At 35.1% G+C, this 20240-nt stretch carries 22 protein-coding genes; 10 read left to right on the top strand and 12 right to left on the bottom strand.

Annotation, left to right across the window (positions count from 1 at the left end; genetic code table 11):
* Positions 1 to 268, top strand: a 268-nt coding sequence (locus BUB05_RS17215) for an IS3 family transposase (RefSeq protein ID WP_139258064.1), incomplete at its 5' end; no start/stop codon positions are given.
* A 287-nt stretch (positions 269 to 555) separates the two neighbouring features.
* On the opposite strand, the gene BUB05_RS17210 is transcribed toward BUB05_RS17215, so the two are convergent.
* The 4 genes from BUB05_RS17210 to BUB05_RS17195 form a co-directional block, all read right to left on the bottom strand.
* Positions 556 to 2004, bottom strand: coding sequence for an alanine/glycine:cation symporter family protein (locus BUB05_RS17210; RefSeq protein WP_073050877.1), 1449 nt, complete (start codon positions 2002 to 2004; stop codon positions 556 to 558).
* A gap of 10 nt (positions 2005 to 2014) precedes the next feature.
* A complete protein-coding gene (locus BUB05_RS17205) occupies positions 2015 to 3265 on the bottom strand; it encodes an arginine deiminase (RefSeq protein WP_139258062.1) in 1251 nt (416 codons plus the stop codon).
* Positions 3266 to 3391: 126 nt separating this feature from the next.
* Positions 3392 to 4231, bottom strand: a complete 840-nt coding sequence (locus BUB05_RS17200; RefSeq protein ID WP_073050881.1) for a MerR family transcriptional regulator — start codon at positions 4229 to 4231, stop codon at positions 3392 to 3394.
* A 576-nt stretch (positions 4232 to 4807) separates the two neighbouring features.
* Complete coding sequence (locus BUB05_RS17195) at positions 4808 to 5131, bottom strand: cupin domain-containing protein (RefSeq protein ID WP_073050873.1); 324 nt, start codon at positions 5129 to 5131, stop codon at positions 4808 to 4810.
* Between the two features lie 136 nt (positions 5132 to 5267).
* On the opposite strand from BUB05_RS17195, the gene BUB05_RS17190 reads away from it, so the two are divergent.
* Positions 5268 to 5936 carry a Crp/Fnr family transcriptional regulator gene (locus BUB05_RS17190; RefSeq protein ID WP_073050871.1) on the top strand — a complete coding sequence of 223 codons (669 nt, stop codon included), beginning with the start codon at positions 5268 to 5270 and terminating at the stop codon, positions 5934 to 5936.
* 5 nt (positions 5937 to 5941) lie between these two features.
* Here the strand turns inward: BUB05_RS17190 and BUB05_RS17185 are convergent, their stop codons facing one another.
* The 3 genes from BUB05_RS17185 to hcp form a co-directional block, all read right to left on the bottom strand.
* On the bottom strand, positions 5942 to 6664 hold the full coding sequence (locus BUB05_RS17185) for a permease (RefSeq protein ID WP_073050869.1): 723 nt from the start codon (positions 6662 to 6664) through the stop codon (positions 5942 to 5944).
* Positions 6664 to 7146, bottom strand: coding sequence for a permease (locus BUB05_RS17180; RefSeq protein WP_073050867.1), 483 nt, complete (start codon positions 7144 to 7146; stop codon positions 6664 to 6666). The genes BUB05_RS17185 and BUB05_RS17180 overlap by 1 nt, the downstream gene beginning before the upstream one ends.
* 168 nt (positions 7147 to 7314) lie before the next feature.
* Positions 7315 to 8943, bottom strand: coding sequence for a hydroxylamine reductase (gene hcp / locus BUB05_RS17175; RefSeq protein WP_073050865.1), 1629 nt, complete (start codon positions 8941 to 8943; stop codon positions 7315 to 7317).
* Positions 8944 to 9315: 372 nt separating this feature from the next.
* On the opposite strand from hcp, the gene BUB05_RS18775 reads away from it, so the two are divergent.
* From BUB05_RS18775 to BUB05_RS18935, 5 genes are all read left to right on the top strand, one after another.
* Entirely contained in the window at positions 9316 to 9489 is a 174-nt protein-coding gene (locus tag BUB05_RS18775; RefSeq protein ID WP_175548593.1) for an SHOCT domain-containing protein, read from the top strand.
* 58 nt (positions 9490 to 9547) lie between these two features.
* Positions 9548 to 9796 (top strand): SHOCT domain-containing protein, encoded by a 249-nt coding sequence (locus BUB05_RS17170; protein ID WP_073050858.1) that lies wholly within the window; start codon positions 9548 to 9550, stop codon positions 9794 to 9796.
* A gap of 88 nt (positions 9797 to 9884) precedes the next feature.
* Positions 9885 to 10568 carry a response regulator transcription factor gene (locus BUB05_RS17165; protein ID WP_073050857.1) on the top strand — a complete coding sequence of 228 codons (684 nt, stop codon included), beginning with the start codon at positions 9885 to 9887 and terminating at the stop codon, positions 10566 to 10568.
* Positions 10565 to 11935: a sensor histidine kinase gene (locus BUB05_RS17160; RefSeq protein WP_073050856.1), complete on the top strand. Its 1371-nt coding sequence runs from the start codon at positions 10565 to 10567 to the stop codon at positions 11933 to 11935. The genes BUB05_RS17165 and BUB05_RS17160 overlap by 4 nt, the downstream gene beginning before the upstream one ends.
* Positions 11936 to 11939: 4 nt before the next feature.
* Complete coding sequence (locus BUB05_RS18935; protein ID WP_281258005.1) at positions 11940 to 12080, top strand: LDCC motif putative metal-binding protein; 141 nt, start codon at positions 11940 to 11942, stop codon at positions 12078 to 12080.
* 145 nt (positions 12081 to 12225) lie between these two features.
* Here the strand turns inward: BUB05_RS18935 and BUB05_RS17155 are convergent, their stop codons facing one another.
* Positions 12226 to 13053, bottom strand: coding sequence for an exodeoxyribonuclease III (locus BUB05_RS17155; RefSeq protein WP_073050855.1), 828 nt, complete (start codon positions 13051 to 13053; stop codon positions 12226 to 12228).
* A gap of 273 nt (positions 13054 to 13326) precedes the next feature.
* On the opposite strand from BUB05_RS17155, the gene BUB05_RS17150 reads away from it, so the two are divergent.
* Both BUB05_RS17150 and BUB05_RS17145 read left to right on the top strand, forming a co-directional pair.
* Complete coding sequence (locus BUB05_RS17150) at positions 13327 to 14256, top strand: DUF2156 domain-containing protein (RefSeq protein WP_094763051.1); 930 nt, start codon at positions 13327 to 13329, stop codon at positions 14254 to 14256.
* Positions 14257 to 14261: 5 nt separating this feature from the next.
* On the top strand, positions 14262 to 15185 hold the full coding sequence (locus BUB05_RS17145) for a GNAT family N-acetyltransferase (RefSeq protein ID WP_175548592.1): 924 nt from the start codon (positions 14262 to 14264) through the stop codon (positions 15183 to 15185).
* Positions 15186 to 15444: 259 nt separating this feature from the next.
* Here the strand turns inward: BUB05_RS17145 and BUB05_RS17140 are convergent, their stop codons facing one another.
* The 4 genes from BUB05_RS17140 to BUB05_RS17125 form a co-directional block, all read right to left on the bottom strand.
* Positions 15445 to 15942, bottom strand: coding sequence for a flavodoxin family protein (locus BUB05_RS17140; RefSeq protein ID WP_073050853.1), 498 nt, complete (start codon positions 15940 to 15942; stop codon positions 15445 to 15447).
* A 629-nt stretch (positions 15943 to 16571) separates the two neighbouring features.
* Positions 16572 to 17777, bottom strand: a complete 1206-nt coding sequence (locus BUB05_RS17135) for an IS256 family transposase (RefSeq protein WP_073050852.1) — start codon at positions 17775 to 17777, stop codon at positions 16572 to 16574.
* 407 nt (positions 17778 to 18184) lie between these two features.
* On the bottom strand, positions 18185 to 18487 hold the full coding sequence (locus BUB05_RS17130) for a nucleotidyl transferase AbiEii/AbiGii toxin family protein (RefSeq protein ID WP_073050851.1): 303 nt from the start codon (positions 18485 to 18487) through the stop codon (positions 18185 to 18187).
* Between the two features lie 93 nt (positions 18488 to 18580).
* Positions 18581 to 19831, bottom strand: coding sequence for an ATP-binding protein (locus BUB05_RS17125; RefSeq protein ID WP_073050850.1), 1251 nt, complete (start codon positions 19829 to 19831; stop codon positions 18581 to 18583).
* A gap of 203 nt (positions 19832 to 20034) precedes the next feature.
* On the opposite strand from BUB05_RS17125, the gene BUB05_RS17120 reads away from it, so the two are divergent.
* On the top strand, positions 20035 to 20240 hold a 206-nt coding region (locus BUB05_RS17120; protein WP_139257990.1), incomplete at its 3' end, for a helix-turn-helix domain-containing protein.

Raw genomic sequence — 20240 nt, 5'->3', positions numbered from 1 at the left:
CAAGACCTTTAGGCAGAAGCTTAATGACGCTGAAATGATCCAAAGCATGTCCAGAGTAGCTAGGTGTATTGATAATGGTCCTATGGAAGCCTTCTGGGGAATGTTAAAATCAGAAATGTACTATTTGAAGAAATTCAATACTTACGATGAGCTGGAAGCAGCAATTAAGGATTATATATTTTATTACAACAACAAGCGATATCAGAAGAGATTAAACTGTATGACACCATTGGAATATAGACAATATCTCATGGATAATGCTGCATAAAAATACCGCCAACTAATTAGTTGACGGTACTAATTTTTTTGTTTTTTCTACTGTCTACTTGACAGGGGGCACTTCAATTAGTAAACATGTTAATTTCAGTAACTATGAGAGTTTATTGTCTAATAACACAAACTTTAATACAATTTGGCGTAATTCGATTTACGCGAAAAAGTAAGGAATTACGTCAAATTGTTTGTAAGCAACTGAGGTTAAGGTGTTTCAACACGAATATTCAAGTGCATTTCTTTATCTAACTTCATTCTTTTATCTTAATTCATGCATAACGCTTAATCAACATAGAATACTCTAATTTCCGTTTCAGGTTTTTTCTTTTCTATATACCTAGCAACATAATCCCGTGTAAGCTCTGTAAATTTGCGGGACAATATCAATAATGCAATACAATTAGCAAAGATTGGCAGTACTGTTGTTCCATCTGATAGCAACCATAATGTTGTTCCAGGGAATCCATAGTAAACGGCAATGAGCACCATTGCTAAACTTGGAATTGGATAAATTAATTTCAGTATATTGACCAGTCTAACTTTTAAAGGAGTATCCCCTACAATATATCTTAGTACTACCTCAAGTTGAGCGTATACACCACTTGAAGTTGTTAATCCAAAAATAAACACACTGATAGCTAAGATCACTCTTCCTATATAGCCAATTTGGCTTTCAAATGCTGCTAATGTAAGGGTTGCACCATCTAAACCAGTTGACCATTCACCACTAATCAAAATTACAAAACAAGTTATTGAGCATATCACAAATGTATCAACAAATACTTCAAATACTCCCAACATTCCTTGCTTTACCGGATGATCAACCTTAGCAGTAGAATGAATCATCGCTGCTGTACCCCACCCCGCTTCGTTGCTGAAAACAGATCTTGAAATGCCTGTTTTAATAGCTACCATTACAGCTGCACCCATGAATCCACCAAAAGCTGCAGTGCCTGTAAATGCACTTTTAACAACCATTATAATGATTCCAGGTATCAGATTGATATTCATGATAATAATAAATATTCCTACAACAAAGTAAAATAAACACATTATAGGGACTAAAATTCCAGCGATTTTACCAAGTCCTTTTATTCCCCCTCCAATCATCAGGTATAGTAATGCTGTATATATTACAGCAACAACAACCATGCTAATTCCAAAAGTATTACCTATTGCCTCAGAGACTGTATAAGTCTGTATATTAATTACGAGTGTTGATAATGCGCCCGTTATAAACAAAGTATTCAAAATCTTAAATACATTTTTTAAGTTTTTTTCTCTTTTTATTCCTTTTTCAATATAATATGTGGGTCCACCATAGGTTTCACCATTATCATCTTGGTTTCTGTAGTGAACAGCTAATGTAATTTCTGACATTTTAAGAGCCATTCCAAACAATCCTGAAATCCACATCCAGAACACTGCTCCAGGACCTCCAACAGCAATAGCAGTAGCCACGCCTCCAATATTCCCAACACCTATGGTTGTCCCTAAAGCCATACTTGTAGCTTGGAGCTGATTCAAAAGCCCAGCCCCTTGCCCGTCAACTCTACTCTTTCTACCAAATAGTGATTGCATACAATATTTCATTGTTCTTTTAAAATACCTAAACTGGAAAAATCCTGATTTGTATGTCATCCAAGCTCCAGCGAACATCAATAAAAGTACTAACGGCATTCCCCACATGTATTCCCATATAATGGTAGCTGCTAAATCAATAATATTCATACTATTCCTCCTAAATTTTCTCTCTTATCATCGGCATGCTCATACAGCGAGCCCCACCTCTGCCTCTTGATAATTCAGAACCAGAGAATGTATGGACTTTAATACCTTCTTTATCGAGCAAACTTAAAGTAACATCATTTCTGTCATAACCTACTACTTCACCAGGTTTTATAGTTAGGACATTTGATCCCAAATTCCACAGTTCCCAATTCCCGATAATTCTATCTCCATTTCCACATGGAATTAGCTTTACCGCATTAGTATTGAGGGCATCAGCCAAAACTTTCTCCCAACTATCTGTTACACTTATCACTTTAATGCTTTTTTCTCTTCCAGGTGAAATCTTAAAAACATTGACACTTCCACTTAAAAATGGGTTGAAAATAAAAGTTTCATAATCAATCATAGTAAGCATCCCATCTAAGTGCATAGCATTTCTCCCACGTTCAAGTTCAAATGCATATATCGCTTCATATCCCTTTTCAAACAGTTTCATCGAAACATACTCAATAGCCCCAGGACTTGTTCTTTCAGTACAACCAATACAAACTACCTTATCAGATAATATGATAATATCTCCACCTTCAATCCCATAGGGTAAAGTGTTGTCAAATAAATTTATTGTAGGATTGTCCTTGAATTCATCAGAATATTGATGTATATACTTCAAAAGTAATGGTTCTCTTCTTCGAAATTGTTTTCCCATATTAGATATAATTACGCTATCTGCAATATTTACACTACTATCTCTAGTAAAATAACAATTAGGCATCGGATTAACAATAAAAATATCATCCAAATATGTCATCTCACCTAGAGAGTCCTTTTTTTTGAAATATGGATTATCTCTTCTAAGGCCCTCAAAAACACTGTCTATAAAATCATTGAGGTCTAAATTTGTATAATGATTTTTAACCTTTTCTTTAAGCCTTATGGATGATATGTTTGAGAGTTCTGTAAAATCTAGTATGAAACTTCTACGTACATCCTCACGCATCATTGCTTGATAAAATAGATCTTTTAAATATACAACTTCCACACCATTATCCTTTAGTATTTTAGAAAATGAATCATGTTCAAATTGAGCATCTTTTAAATATGGAGTATCTTCAAAAAGCATTTCCTCAAGATTAAATGGATTTATTTGATACAACTCATTACAAGGCCGATGCAACATAACCTTATTTAACTTTCCTATTTCTGAATATACTTGAATCATTTTAAACTTCCTTTCATCTATTATAAGAGCTCTTATAAACAAAGATACACCTTTGTGCTACACAAAGGTCAAGTAAATAATTTATTTTCTCATAAATAATCATGTATTTAAAATTTACAAAATAAAAGACCTTTGTTAAAAACAAAAGTCAGTTTAATCTATATATAATCAAATTTGCTTTATTACAGGAACTTGTAGTTCATATACGTTTTCTTCAGGTATATCTGTTACACTCATATCTACGGTCAATACTGCTATTAAATTTCCACAAATTCTTAATTTTTTTTTGAAACAAAACTCCTTAATGCTCTGCAATGAAACTTTAATATCAAAAGGACTCCCAAATCGATATGTACAAACATACAATCCACTTTCAATTCTGAAATTTTCATAAATCGAATTATTGTCCTTTCCCATAACAATTCCTATCCTGCATTCATTTTTGATATTATCTCTAATAATATTTTCATATGGAAATACTAAAATAAACCTCTCCCCTCCTAAGATAGGGGCTGTTTCATCTAATTTTCTCTCAATAATAATTGCAGCTCGATTCAAATCGTATTCATCAGTATATCCCAACTCAGAAATAATTATTCTTCTCTTATTAATATGCTTAAGATAAATTCTATCAAAATCATAATCATGTAGGATAGCTTGTTCTATCTTTAGAATTCTTTGATCAAGTACATTATACAATAGCTTCATGTTCTCAATTTTAGCTTTCAATTCTGCTTGTTTCTTCTTTAAGGTAACATAACTTTTATTCAAACTACGCTCATGTAAGAAATTATTAATTTCCCCTAGTGACATGTCTAATTGTTTGAGTTCAATTATAGTTCCCAATTTTTCATCTTCAAAAGCCAAAGAGTAATATCTCATCCCAGTTTTAGGATCAATATAAGCTGGTTTGAGCAATCCTATGCGGTCATAATGTCTTAACGTCTCTGTCGTTACACCTCTGAGCCTTGCAAACTCAGTTATAGAAATCAGATTCTTTCTTTTCATTTTTATTAACATGATACAATATCAAATATTAATATCATACTCCTTTACAAGATATACACAGATGAAAAGTAAAACTCACCCTGATTGTTAATTAATATTCTATTTAAGTAGACAATTCTACTTCTTTGGTTAGTTTATCATATTAATTCATTTCATGCAAAAATAATCATTATACATAAATTCGTTGTCGATTCTGTCGATATTTCCGATGTTTTCCCGGAATTTTTTTCATTTCCACAAAAAGAAGCAACATGACTAAAATTAATAAGCATGCTGGTTTCATTCTCTATGAGAGTTTAATGGTGAAGGCGGAAGGTTGTCGGCATAATAATCATATTTCGCAGATTTGCTTTATTATTCTTTTAATTCATATGCATTTACCTTCTATTCTTAACTAATCTATATGTTATAACTATCATTCTTGTGTTTGGCATTCTTTGTAATTATTGGCAATAAATCTAATGGATTTGAATCAAATAACTGTACGCTTTTGCTATGCCGGTAAATTTATAATCATATTTTCTAAGAAAGATTAAAAGGGCACATTATGACCTTCTTACCCCTTTAAATCATCATCTATTTCTTATAATTCTGTGGTGCAGGTGCTTTTACAACAATCAGCTCTAAAACAGCTTCATCTTTATTCCCTACATTCATTTTTGTATTATACGGTATTTCCAGCAACGTTCCCTTTTCGTAAGAATGAACTTCCTGATCGTTTAGTGCTATACTCAATTTCCCTCGAATGACATTCATATAAACATTCGAATTTGAATAATGCTCCGGCAAACCTTCATCCTTACCAAATACCATATGGATGTAATTGACATTGTCATCCATAATCAGCTTTTCTACCACCTTATCGTCAGATGTACTGTACTTATATACTTTTTCAATCATTTCTTTCATCCTCACTTTTAATATTTGATATCATTATACTTCTGAATCCCATATAAATAAGTTACATTGGTAACATTATTTTTTATTTGTTTGCACTATTGTTATGCTATATAATTTTCTTAACGGAGGTAAGCTTATGACAACTAATCATTCAACTACAGAATATGAAAATACAATTTTGGGTGTCCTGCCACCTATGCTCCTCTCTGATTATTTGTACAATAACAAATTTCTTAAAAAATCCTATGACAAGAATGAAATCATTCATATAGAGGGCGAAGAATGTACTCAGATAGAAATCATCATGCAGGGTGAAATAGCTATTGAGCGCATTGGCATATCAGGTGATCTCATGACTGTCAATCATTTCGGCAATGGTGATATAATCGGAGCAAACCTAATCTTTTCAAGCACTGACTGCTATCCTATGACAATAACTGCCAAGAAACAAACCGAAGTGATTACAGTGCAGAAAGATGTACTTTTTGAACTTTGCAATAGCTATCCGACCTTTCTCATGCAATTCATCAAGATAATATCAGATTTGTCCGTCCTGATTGGAACTAAGATGAAAAATAGGATCAGCAGAACTATTCGTCAAAGCATCATTACATATTTGTCTAAGCAATCCATGCTCCAGAACTCTTATAATATAAAATTAGCAATGTCAAAGAAATCTTTGGCTGAAATGTTCGGTGTCAGCAGAACCTCTTTGTCCAGAGAGTTGCAAAAAATGTCTTCTGAAGGACTCATTGCTTTTGATGCTAAATCTATTCAAATTCTTAATAAAGATATTTTGGAATAGTCGCTCTAACCATTGATTTCTATTGCTCTTGGCGGACACTTTCCTGCAACTTTATACAGCTTCTCCTTCTTGTATTCATCAATCAATGCCAACTTTGTATCCGGCTGAATGACATAAGCCTTGCCATCTTTCATACCAAAAAACTCCGGCATTCCTTTTACACAGGCCGTACACCCGATGCAATAATCTTTCTTCACAATGACATCTTCTTTAATTAACTCCACTTCATGCTCTACATGAATATGAAGTTTTTCCATAATCAGTGCTATTGCAAATATGAATAAAACAGTCAACAACCATCTTACTGCCATGAAGTCAGGTCCAAGAAATTTAGCCTCGTTGGCTAACATCGGAACTTTAATAACCGCCCAGGCACTTAGTATGATCACAACATTTCCCACACTAGCACCTTTTTTATGAAGGGTTTTAGCTATTGGAAAGGCTGCATATATAGGACCTGCTGACAAACTACCGAATGCCAATGCCAGCGCTGCACCTGCAAGGCCGGATTTCCTGCCTAATCGTTTTACAATCCATTCTTTAGGTATTAATACATCAATGGCAACTGTCAGCATAAATATGACAGGCAGTATCTGAGCCATTTCTATCAGATAGTACATACTGTTTCCTAATGCTGTAAAAGCCATATCATTCTTAAATACCATAAGTGCCGTATATATAATGATAATAATCATAAACAACTTATTCTTCTTCAATATTGCATTCATTATAGTATCACTCCCATCAAGACGGCTATAGATATCGCCGCACCAAAACTTAATATATTCCGGGTCACTGCAAACTTGGTTCCAAACTCTTTTTTCTCAAGAGGAAATGTGACAACACCGACCATAGTTAAGGTTGTCAGAAAAGCCACACCTGGAACAATGCTTGCTCCGGCATCAACGAATGACCCTACCAATGGAAATGCCACAAAAGCTGGAATCAAAGTTATACTCCCAATTATCGCTGCTGCAAAAGAAGAAAGCAGAGTATTTCCTGACCCCAAAACCCTTTCTATGGTTTCAGGCGGTATGACTGTTAGAATCAGTCCTATCAAGAAAATGATACCGATGATATCCCCTATCATATTTTTCATCATACCTCTTGATTTTTTCATTGCTTCTTTTGATTTCTCTTTGTTCTTGAATATGGAAATAATAAAAAGTACCGCTCCTACTATCCAAAATCCTATTGTAAATATATCCATGCCATTCTCCTTCCATGTAATATTTCATTAACTAATTACATTTTAGCTGCCTTTTATCAAAATTAAAGTTACTCATGTAACACATTCATATGAATCCATAAAAAAACATAACCAATCTTAACTTGACTGGTTATGCTTATTCAAATCAAAATATTTAACTGGTGAATCTTATGCCATAAATAATTCAATGTCGTCTTCGACAGTGCCAATACCCGCAATACCGAAGGTTTCCACAAGAACTTTTGCCACATTTGGAGAAAGGAATCCCGGCAAAGTCGGTCCTAGATGAATGTTCTTCACACCTAGATACAATAAGGCAAGAAGTACAATAACAGCCTTCTGCTCATACCATGCAATGTTATAGGCAATGGGAAGTTCATTGACATCCTCAAGTTCAAAAATTTCTTTAAGTTTCAACGCAATCACTGCCAATGAATATGAATCGTTACATTGACCGGCATCAAGGACACGAGGTATGCCCCCGATATCTCCAAGTGGTAACTTATTGTACCTGTACTTCGCACATCCTGCTGTTAAGATTACTGTATCTTTTGGCAGTTTCTCTGCAAACTCTGTATAATATTCTCTGGATTTCATTCTACCATCACAGCCAGCCATTACAAAGAACTTCTTAATGGCACCGGATTTTACTGCATCAACAACTTTATCAGCTAGTGCAAAGACTTGATTGTGTGCAAATCCACCTACAATACTTCCAGTCTCTATTTCTGTTGGAGCAGGTAATTGTTTTGCCATATCAATAATTGCTCTGAAATCTTTCTTACCATTTTCATCCGCTTCAATATGGCCACATCCTGGGAAGCCAGCCGAACCTGTTGTGAAGATACGATCTCTTATATCATCTTTTCGAGGTGGAACAATACAGTTTGTCGTAAATAGTATCGGTCCGTTGAATGGTCCAAATTCATCGATTTGACGCCACCATGAACCGCCATAGTTTCCTGCGAAATTATCATATTTTTTGAAGAATGGATAATAGTGTGCCGGTAACATTTCACTATGTGTATAAACATCAACACCTGTTCCCTGAGTCTGTTCCAATAACTGCTCAAGATCTGTAAGATCATGTCCTGATATTAGGATAGCAGGATTATTTCTTACACCAATATCAACCTGGGTTATTTCAGGATTACCATATTTGGATGTATTAGCTTCATCTAGTAGCGCCATTGCCGCAACACCATACTCTCCTGTTTTAAGTACCAGGGCAACTAATTCATCCACACTTAAACCATCATTTAATGTGGAAGCTAAACCTTCATAAATAAAGGAATATATGTCATCGTTTTCTTTTCCAATATTAAGTGCATGGTGGGTATAGGCTGCCATCCCTTTAAGTCCGTATATTACTAATTCCCTTAGAGATCTGACATCTTCGTTCTCAGTCGACAAAACACCAATCGAAGCTGCTTTTTCCAGCATTCCGTCTCTGCCAGCTACAGTGAAGGTTGCAGCATCATGAAGATCAACTGCCGGATTTTGATTCTTTAATCCATTACGTATATTCATCATTTTTTTGATCTGCGCTTCAATAGCATCATCATCGAAATTCGCATTGGTAATGGTGATAAACAGGCTATTCAGCACTTCATGATTGGCATCTGGAATTGCAGTGACGTCAACCTTACCTTTAACAACAATTTCAGCAATACCCTTGCAGCTATAGATCAATAAATCCTGAAGCTTTGCAACTACCTCATTTTTGCCGCAAACACCCTTTACCGTACACCCTGTGTTCTTTGCTGTCTCTTGACATTGATAACAAAACATGCTCATGATTTTCCTCCTTGAATTCTATATTGAATCTTGATTGGATACACCTTATGGTTTTCCTATCAAAAATCGGTACATTGGTACAAAAAGTAAATCTTAATTCCAAGCTATAGTTATAGTATATTATATACGCCATAGAAAGTCTATAAAAGCATTACACATTTAAATTATGTAAAAAACAAAGGATTCAACGCATGTGCTGCTTTTCCTTCTCCAGAGGGTATGGTTGTGGAAGACATAAAAAGAGTATATAAATATGACTTCTACAGAACACAGCACAAGAGGATTTGTTCCATATCCTAACAAATATAATAGTCATAATTGTGCCATATTTCAGGTGGATAATATAAGTAAAGATGATAAGGAGGTTATAGTATGATGTTTATATTTCCGATCTTGATTGGTGTTGTTTTATATTATTTTTACAGCAACAACAAAGAAAATCTTATAGGCAATAAATCGCCGGAAGATATTCTTAAAGAAAGATTTATCAATGGAGAAATTGATGAAGCAACGTATTTGCAGATGAAAGAAACACTAAAGAATTAACATCATAAAAAATGGAGCATTTTATTTCTAAACGATAAACTAAGGAGGTTTAAAAATTATGCACGGTTACTGGTGGTTTGGTAGTGAAAGTTGTCCTTTTTGGGGAGGATACCGTTATTTGAGTTTTTGGCATTTTGGTGTTATGATTGGCGTAGTGATTGGAGTTGTTGCATTAATTATTTGGGCTATAAAAAGATATAAAATCAACTCAAATAATGCACTAGCTTCATTGAAGTTATTGTATGTCAATGGAGATATAACAGAAGAAGAATACCTGAAACGTAAAAATGTAATTGAGAGAAAGTAGTTGCAAGTAATCCAAAGATAATGAAATAGGTTCGAAAAAAGCGTATAATGAAGGTAATTAGCAGGTAACCTAAAAGGCAGGTGGGAAAGTGTATAAGATTCTTGTTGTTGAAGATGAATCAGAAATCAGCTCCATCATACAGAAATATATTGAAAAAACCGGATATAGTTGTACTTTGGCAAAAGACGGATTTGAAGCTCTTGAATATTTCTCCAACAATCACTACCACCTAGTCATTTTGGATGTAATGATGCCTGGTATAGATGGATTTGAGGTTCTTGCGAGGATTCGAGAAATATCTGAAGTTCCCATCATCATGCTTACAGCAAAACATGAAGAAATAGATCGAATAAAAGGTTTTAAAAAAGGGGCTGATGACTATGTCGTCAAGCCCTTTAGCCCGCGTGAGCTCATGGAAAGGGTAAAAGTATTCTTAAAAAGAATATACCAGGCAAGTGATGAATTAATCATAACCTCAGATCCTTTCAAACTATTTACACATTCAATGAAACTGACGAAAAATGACAGGGAAATTCCATTGACATCAACAGAGTTTAAAATCATTTACGCATTGATAAGAAACAAAGGGCAAATCCTTACAAGAGAACAATTGATTGAACAGTCTTTTGGTGTCGGTTATGATGGTTTTGACAGAAACATTGACAGTTATATCAAACGCATAAGACATAAGATTGAAGACGATCCAAAGAAGCCGAAGTTTGTACAGACTAAATACGGACAGGGCTATGTGTTTGGAGGTGAATTTCTATGAGCATAAGAAAACTGTGGTTAATGATATTGATTTTTGTTTCCATCGTATCTGTCTGTGTTAATGCATTTATACTTGCATCCCTGACCGATAAATATTTTACTGATTATTTAATAGAAAGCTATTCAACACATGTGAATCAAATTATAGATTATACAAGAAACACATTGATACACGATGATGTATCATACAGTCAAATGGCCATTGAACTTGAAACTCACCTATATGACCCAATCATAGGAATCAAGCTATATGACCCCTCTGGCAACTTACTTGTGGAAGTCGAAGATTACAATTACATGATGGACGAAATGATGAATGGACGCATTATGAACCGAATGATGGGATCTACATCAAATGAAGTTAAGCAGATAACAATAACACACGATGAAAAAGTCATTGGTATTATGAACATCACCATCCACAGTATTGCAGAGAATTCTTTTGTTGCTAGAAAATTCAAAGCTTCTCTTCTTGCCAACAGCTCCTATTCAATATTAATTGCAATTGTAATCTCAATTATCATCGGCATCTTTGTAAGTAGACAGATGAGCAATACTTTACAGGAAACCGCAAAAATGGCTTCAGATGTTCAATTTGGTAAGGTTTCCAAATCAAAGGGAACCACTATTAAAGAAATCCACGCTATAAGAGAAAGTCTCATGGAATTGAATACCCGATTAAAATTAAAGCAAAAAAGCAGAAAATCTTTAATAGACCAGTTAGTACATCAAACAAGAACCCCCCTTACTATATTGAAATCTCATATAGAAGCTATGGAAGATGGGGTGATTGAAGTAAAAGATGACGAATTATCCACATGTAAAAATCAAGTTGACAATATTACAAGCATTATTTCAAATGTAAGCTCCATGATTGATGCAGAGAAGGATGTTGAACAGGTTGTAATAGAAACATTTGAATTTCATCATCTTATGAAACAGATCATACTCGGTTTAAAGGCTCAGTTTGATATGAAGGACATATCATTGGATCTGGTATCCACCGAAACTGTACAGATATCCACTGATAAATATAAACTCAGTCAATCCATATACAATATTTTGATAAACTCATACAAGTATACTGAAAAAAAAGGCCGTGTTAGTCTTAGCTACATCGTTAATAATGGTAAACTCTCAATAAAGATTCAAGACACTGGAATCGGTATAGATAAAGAAGAGCAGGAAAAAATATTCCAGGCTTACTATCGTAGTAATCGTACTGGTCAAATTGATGGAGACGGAATTGGATTATTCATAGTTAAAGAAAATTTGAAACTAATAGATGGAGAAATCAGGGTGAGTTCTCAGGTCGGTATTGGAAGTACATTTTTAATTGAAATACCAATAGAATTGAAAAAGGAGTGATCTTATATTCGCAAAACTCAAAAAAAGATGGAAGAAATTCCTTGATAATCTTGCAGAACAAAACAAATCAACTTATGGTGAAGGCGGTATTGATTGCTGTGGATTTAAGAATCCGACAGAAGGTAAACCCAAGCATAACAAATAAAACACGATCGATAGTGTAAAATCAAAGCACCATGAAAGTAAATAATATTTAGTTTAACTAGGCGAGTTATCCCTTAATGTGGATACCTCGCTTTCGACATCAATACTACTGTTTCCATATGAGCGTTTGTGAAAACAAATCCCACCTATATATCTATATCCAGCATTATTGGTGTATGATCTTGTCTTTCACCTGAATCCAGCATCTCTGATTTTACAACTTTGTCAGCAAGCCTGTCGCTGACCAGCCAATAATCAATCCTCCAGCCAGAATTATTGATTTTACTTGTTTTTACCCTTTGTGCCCACCAGGAATACACACCTGTCACATCACCATGAATATGTCTGAAGGTATCCGTGAAGCCTTTGTTTAGTAGATTAGTAAATCCTTCACGTTCTTCATCAGTAAAACCTGCTGTCCTGCGATTGTTTGCCGGATGGGCCAGATCTATCTCCTTATGGGCTACATTAAAGTCTCCTGTCGCCAAAACCGGCTTCTCCCTATCAAGAGCCTGAAGATATTCACCATACTTCTCATCCCAGACCTGCCTTTCCTTCAATCTTCTTAACCCGTCTCCTGCATTGGGCGTATACACCTGAGTGAGATAGAATTCCCCAAAATCCAAAGTCATGATTCTTCCTTCGAAATCCATGGTATCCGGAGCTTCAATCTCAGGATACAAGACTTCAGGAGAATACTTTTCCTTATATAAAAACATGGTCCCGGCATAACCCTTTCTAGCCGGTTCTTGTGAAGTCCTCCATTTATATGAATATCCTTTAAAAACCTCATCCAAACGTTCCATATGCTTTTTACTCGGTCCCTTGACCGGCAACTTGGTTTCCTGCAAGGCAATTACATCCGGATCCTTGTCAAGAATTGTATCAATTACTCCTCTTGTTTTCACCGCCCTGTTTGAATCACTTGTCAAGGCCGCATTTAACGAATCAATATTCCATGAAATAAATCTCAACTTGTTCCTCCCTTTATATTCCGCTCTATTTTTCAATATGCTTAATTCTTTATTAATCTTTACAGTTATACATTATATTACAAATATGAGTAAAATATAATCATAAAAAGTTCATTTTTTTATTTTCATCTACAGCTAGAGCTTTAGCAAATCTCTCTTTTCATAAATCTCATCACGAAGTCGAAGTTTGCAATAGAACACTTGGGGCTACTTGTACATCATTTTAAATATGATATAATAGTCAAGACGACAATTTGAGAAACGAGGTTTTATATGACAATGAAAGATAAACAAATAGTAACATGCACAGATTTAGAACCACTGGACCTTGATCATGTCGACAAAATTAAACCCTATTTAAGACTAAGAGATATAGAGAGTTGCGAGTTCGGTCTGACTACTTTGTTTTTATGGAAAAGTAGAAATAACCCACATATGTATTTTGATAAAAATTACATGTTGATTTTTGGACATTTTGATGATAAGTGTTATTCACAAATGCCTCTTTGTAAAGAAGAGTATTTTATGGAAGCTTTTGAAAAAGTGAAAGAAATGTTTGCACGGTTTGATAAGTCACTGATCATGTATTCAGTTAATAAGGAGTTTGCAGACTTTGTAGAGAAAGAATACCCAGGTGAGTATGAAATCACATGCTCCAGAGATTATGCAGACTATATTTATGATGGAGCCCGTCTGCGGAATTTACCAGGGAAGAAATTAAGGAAAAAACGCAACCATATCAATGCCTTTATAAGGGACTATGAGGGCCGTTACAGCTTTAGAATCCTTAATGGAAAGGACAGGGATGATGTAAATACATGTCTGGAAACATGGATTGATAATATTGACGCTACAAGTGCAAGAATCGATAATGAAATAGAAGGTATAGATTTCGTATTGGAGCATGAAGAAATCTTAGATGCCAGTGTATTTGGAATATATATAGATGATAAGTTGGAAGCTTTATCCATTGGTTCCTTGATCAATGGAGGCAGAGAGGTTATTATACATGTCGAAAAGGCGAATTCAGAGATTAGAGGATTGTATCCTTTCTTGTCTAAAACCTTCTTAAATGAAATATATCCTGATGTCGAACTTGTTAACCGAGAAGAAGATTTGGGCATACCCGGGCTTAGGAAATCAAAGGAATCCTATGAACCACTGAGAATGGAAGATAAATACGAGATTAGAAAAGTGAAGTGATGACGATGGAACTGGAATATAAACTTGCAACGGACAAAGATGATATAAATATCCGCAGGCTGTGGGAAAAAATATTTATTGAAGACAGCAAATCCTATTTGGATTTCTATTTTAAATATGTTAGACCTACCAATAAGGTTATTGCTGTTTATGATGGTGAGCTTTTATGTGCCATGCTTCATTTAAATCCTTATTATGTTAAGTTCACCAGCAGTGAAGAAGCAGTTAAAATATACTATATCGTTGCCGTTGCAACACTTGCGGAGTATAGAAGACAAGGAATTATGAAGAAGATGCTTAAACTTGCCGAAAACATAGCCAAAGAAGATCAAGTCAATACATTGATTCTGCTGCCGGCTGATGAACGTTACTATACACCCTTTGGCTACGAATTTGCATCGGAACAGTTTAATACTACCCTTATAAGCTCTGTCTACGGATTGTCGGGGACATTGGATGTATCGACGATTCGCCGTATAGCAGAAGATTCCCTTGATGAAGAAGGTTTTAAAGCAGCCTTTAAACAAGAAACCAGCTATCAGCTGTCAAAATACAGTGCTGTCCATACCAGTGAACTTGCAAGGAGAATTTTTCATGAACTTGAGGCTGATGGCGGCAAGGCGATTGTAGTGGACGGTCATTTGATCCTATATTATCTGGGGGAGACCCTTGAAGTTAGAAAAATCTATTGGAATAAAGAGTCAAGATGCAGTTCTCTAAAAAAAATCAAAGATGTATTACTCTATTTAAGTGACGGCAAATCTTTAATTCTCCACGAAACCAATGTTAATGCATTGGGTAGAATCTTTGAATATAACAGGAGCAACCAGTACGATAGAAGGCCCTATATGATGATAAAGCATATAGGGGAAAATATAGACAAAGGGCTGGATATTGAAAAGAATATTGGTTTTGATGAGATCGTATAGGTCTCCTAATGTAAAGAAAAAAACTTCCTACACGCAATTTCCAATGTAGGAAGTTTTATGACTCTTCAAATCCCTCTACCCCTTGATTTTGCTTACTATCTTCAGCACAGTTTCTACATGGCCCGTTGTTATACTCAACAACATCCATCCTTATTATATGTCCTATCAGACTCCATCCAAAAGTCCAGAATTATTCCCCCTTTCAAGAGTTGAAAAAAAAAGGAAGAAATGCTGCACTACTTGACGGGATTCAAGCCATTTATATTAATCCTAATAGCCTCACGGCAAATTCCTTTGCATTCTTGAGGTCTTCACCATTTGGCCTTCCCTTGTTTATTCCTCCAAAATACTTTAGAAAGCTGTTTGTATCATGTCCTTTACAGCTGAATTCTCCTACTATCTTGTAACCCTTTGATTCCAATTTACTTCTTAGCAATGAGTGATCCTTTTTCACCTTATTCTCTCCTTGCATGGCGCTTGTAGAAAAGATAAATCCTTTTTTATTTTCTACATCTGGGAGTCTATCCGCCAGGTCAAGGAGTGGCTTGTAATGTCTTCCACTATCTATTCCTGCTCCAAAACCAATGAATTCATACGCCTCAAGCTCATCCACAATCACCTGTTCCGGAGTCTTTACATCGGCATTCAGCACCTCTGAAAACTCCATCGCAATCTTATAAGTGTTCTTATGATGGTATGAGAAAACTATTATGAGACACTTTTTCATCACAATATTTTTTACATCTGCATCCTGCATTATTATTCCTCCATAAGTATTATTCTTTCATTATGGAATCCTGTACTGACAATTTAGATCCCTTAAATATCAGGTGGATTGCCAAAAGCATTTCCTGAATGGCTATATGATAAATACGCAATTAATCAGGAGCCAAGACGTGCAAAACAACCTTATACTTAAAGTATGACACAATTATCAATACATGTAAATATGATGAGATATTAAAACACAAGAAATGAACTCGTCAACCCTAACCCACATTTTCAACAAACCAAATCACGAGATAGTATACAAAATAAACCATCTCAAAAATGTTATTAAACAGAAGTAGGAAATTGAATTGCAAATAAAAATGGAAATGACGACAATTTATCGAAATTTCCACATAAGAGTCTGTCAAGTAATTGGTGTAAACATTCTGAAATTTAATCAATGTAGATTAAGTCATAGTTTAAAAGCTATGGCTTTTTTACTGGCTCAGCGCCGATTTGCCATTGACACGGAGCCTCTGCTGACATGGCTACTATGCCTGTGGCAGCCTTAATTCAGGCACTACAAAAAACAGGCTACCATGTCAGCCCCTCCATGTAAATGGTTTCAGCTACGCCAAATCTATTGGTAATAACTATCTGATTTTCTTGGGATAGTTAAATTCTTCCCTCGAAAAAGATGTTGAGTTGTCCGATTATCATAGACCAGTTCCTTATTCTCTGACTCCATTTCTTTGTAATATCAACAGTTGCAAGATACAGCATCTTAAGCAGTGATTCATCGGTAGGGAAAATACTCTTGGATTTTGTTACTTTTCGAAGCTGCCTGTTGAAGCTCTCTATGGCATTTGTGGTGTATATGAGCCTTCTTATGTCTGATGGATATTTGAACATGGTGGCTATTTCATTCCAGTGATCTTTCCAGGGTTTGATGGCAATGTAATATTTTTCTCCCCACTTTTCTTCCAAGAAGGATAATGCCTCAAGTGCCTGTGTTTCATCTACTGCAGTATAGACCGGTTTTAAATCTGCGATAAAGGCTTTTCTATCCTTGTAGGAAAGATACCTTGTAGAGTTTCTGATTACGTGAATTACGCACCTTTGAATCTCAGTATTGGGAAAAGTTACTTCTATTGCGTCCTTGAATCCAGGCAATCCGTCAATTGATGCGATAAGAATATCTTCAACACCTCTATTCTTAATGTCACTAAGTACTTTGAGCCAGAACTTTGAAGTTTCTGATTCACCAACCCACATTCCAAGCACTTCCTTGAATCCGTCAAGATTTACGCCAATGACTATGTAGACAGCCTTATTTACAATCTTTCTATCTTGTCTGACCTTGTAGTGTATGGCATCTAATACTACATGGGCATATACGGAATCCAGCGGTCTGTATTGCCATTCTGTTATCACAGGCAGTATCTTGTCCGTGATATTTGAAATCATTGTTGGAGATACTTCTATACCATACAGGTTGTTCAAATGGTCTTGGATATCCCTTACGGACATTCCTTTTGCATACATGCTGAGAACCTGGTCGTCTATGCTTGAAACATCCCTTTGGTTTTTCTTTACTATCTTGGGTTCGAAGTCTCCAGTCCTGTCTCTTGGTACATCTATTTCAATCTCACCGTAATCTGATTTAACCTTCTTTGAACGTTTACCGTTCCTAGAATTAAAGGTATCCTTATTCTTGTAGTCATATTTGCTGTACCCCAGTTCATGCTCAATTTCCCCTTCGAGCATCTCCTCAATCAAATCCTTGAATTGAGCCTTCAGAAGGTTTTGGATGTCAGAGATATCCTTTAACTTGCCTTCCTTCATTAACCTTCTTACTTCTTTTTTGTCCAATAACGTCATAATGGTGTAATCCTCCTAATGATATTTGTATTTTATATCATTTCAGAAGTTTACACCATTAATTTTACACTACCCCACATAAACTCCTCATATTAAATTCTCTAACCCTTGATATCCCTCACTATCTTAAGCACAGTTTCCACATAGCCCGTTTGTAAAATCAAATTTCAATGGTGTCACCTGGCGTTACTTAGTTTAGCTCAGGGTATCAGGTTTTAGAGAGTTGGTTTTTTCTTTTTGTTACCTATTGTTATCTGTTGTATCGTAGTTTGCCTTAGTATTATCCGCAGGCAACGCTGGCAAGATGTTGGAATTGTCTGTAGATGTGTTTCAACATCTTGTTTAATATTATTCCTTTCTTGTCTTTTATACTAAAATCATTTTTTGATTTAGCCCAATTGTCAATTCTATTTGATTTTTTCAATTGCCTTCCTAACACTTTCAAGTGTATTTATCCATTGAACATTAGATACATAATCATCTTTTGAACTATATTGATTCCATAACTTAGCCAAGACCTCTGATTCTTCTATCATTCGAAAATATTCATATTCGCTATTTTTTATGTTGTCAATACTACCTCGATGTTTAGACGTTTCTTTAAATGCTTCTTTCATAACATCGTTATTGAGCTCACTTTCATATAGGCTCATTAAAATATGAATGTCATAATAATCACGCATTCTTGTAGTTGTTGTACCTCTTGACATATATCACCACCTACACTCATATGACATTCTATTTCCCAGAATCAACTTATTTTTGTTTTTGGGAATTGGAAAGATGTTTGAAATGCCTAAACTTCAAGTCAGATATCTTGTACCTCGTCCAGATCCTACCACCTTCACGTATCCTTGCTCAATCAATGATTTCAACAAGCTCACAACTTTTGTTTTCCCGAATCCTGTAAGCTCTGCTACTTCTGTACTCGACATCTTTTTATTACCTGAAAGGGTCTGGAATACCAACTTCTCATCTGGACTCAGCAAGGTTTTCAGTTGAACAACCGGCAAAGTAATTTTTATAAAATTTTCGAATAACCCGAATTGTGGTTTCATATCGCTGTTTTCATATGCACTATTTATTCTTTTGACACCAGTTCCGAATCGTTCAATATGGTGCAACCTAAAAAAAATATTTCCAATTATTGGATTCCTGAGAATGGATACTTGCCCTTCGAGATATTCTTCTTCAGTCATCCCTTTCGGCAAACCACCTGGAGACATAATATCAATCTTGTCTTCATACATAGCCACACGGATATGTGCATTTAAATCCCATGTTCTATGAATAATTGCATTGGCGATTGCCTCTCTAAATGCTTCTTCAGGAATAACTTCCACAGTTTTTCTTAGGGTGCCTTTTATTTCTTCATACTGATAATATTTGCGATATTGATTCATCGTTTTTTCAAATTGGTCTAGCACAGAAATATGTTCAAAGGTTTCACGATCCAGCAATATATTTATGTTGTCGCCAAACCTGACAATATCAATCCCATGAAAATCATTTTCATCTGCAACCAGTTCTGCAGCATTATTATAACCTTCACTTTCGGAGAACAATTCTAGCGTTTTCAGTACATCCTTAGTAATTTTTTTTATGCCAATAGTTGCTTGAAAAGCTTTTTCAAGCCTTTCAAAAGATAAATCCTGTTTTTTTGATTTTAAACTTTCAAAACTTTTATTTTGACCTTCCAGTATCAAGCGGGTCAATTCCAATGTGTCTACCTCAATAGTTGCCGAATCGTTTCTTTTGTATGCCTTCGATTTATAAAAATACGGTTTATGTAATCCATCTTTGACTGTAAGTGTAATAACACCGATTCTCTTGTTAATATCCAGAGAATAATCCGGTTTCGGACTAATACTGTCATTGATTCTGTTTTCAAGATCCAAACAGGCATCCTCTGTATTCTCAATCCCAACTACATGACCATTATCATCAATTCCGAATCTGATTTCCCCTGTTCTATAGTTTGCATACGCACTCACGGTCTTTAAAAATGTATTTGAAATACTTTTTTTATATTGTAATATTCTCGATTCCCGCATAGTAAGCATCTCCTTTTCTTTATATACAGTTTAAATTTTACCTCATTCCGAATATAAGTGCGAACGCAAATATTTGCGTTCGCACTTGTGTTCGTTATTAACTCACAAACGCTAAAAAAAGAAATGTCAGCAAATTGATATGCTCCCTTAGTAATAGACAGTTTAAATAATAAAACTGTTATCACTAGGAGGGCATATTTTTTATGGGAAGAAAAGGAAAAGTATCTTTTGAGGAAAAGACTCGTATAGTAGAAATGTATTTGAATGGTATTTGTTCACAGGAGGATTGTGCAAGGATAGCTGGAGTTACAAAAACATCAGTCCAGCAATGGATCAGAAAATACGAAACCTTTGGTATTGAAGGTTTAAATACAAAAATAAAGCATAAGAAATATACTAGGGATTTAAA

This window comes from Dethiosulfatibacter aminovorans DSM 17477 (assembly GCF_900142005.1).
In the GTDB taxonomy this organism is placed as follows: Bacteria; Bacillota; Clostridia; order Tissierellales; family Dethiosulfatibacteraceae; genus Dethiosulfatibacter; species Dethiosulfatibacter aminovorans.
This window is presented reverse-complemented; position numbering and strand designations above follow the sequence as displayed.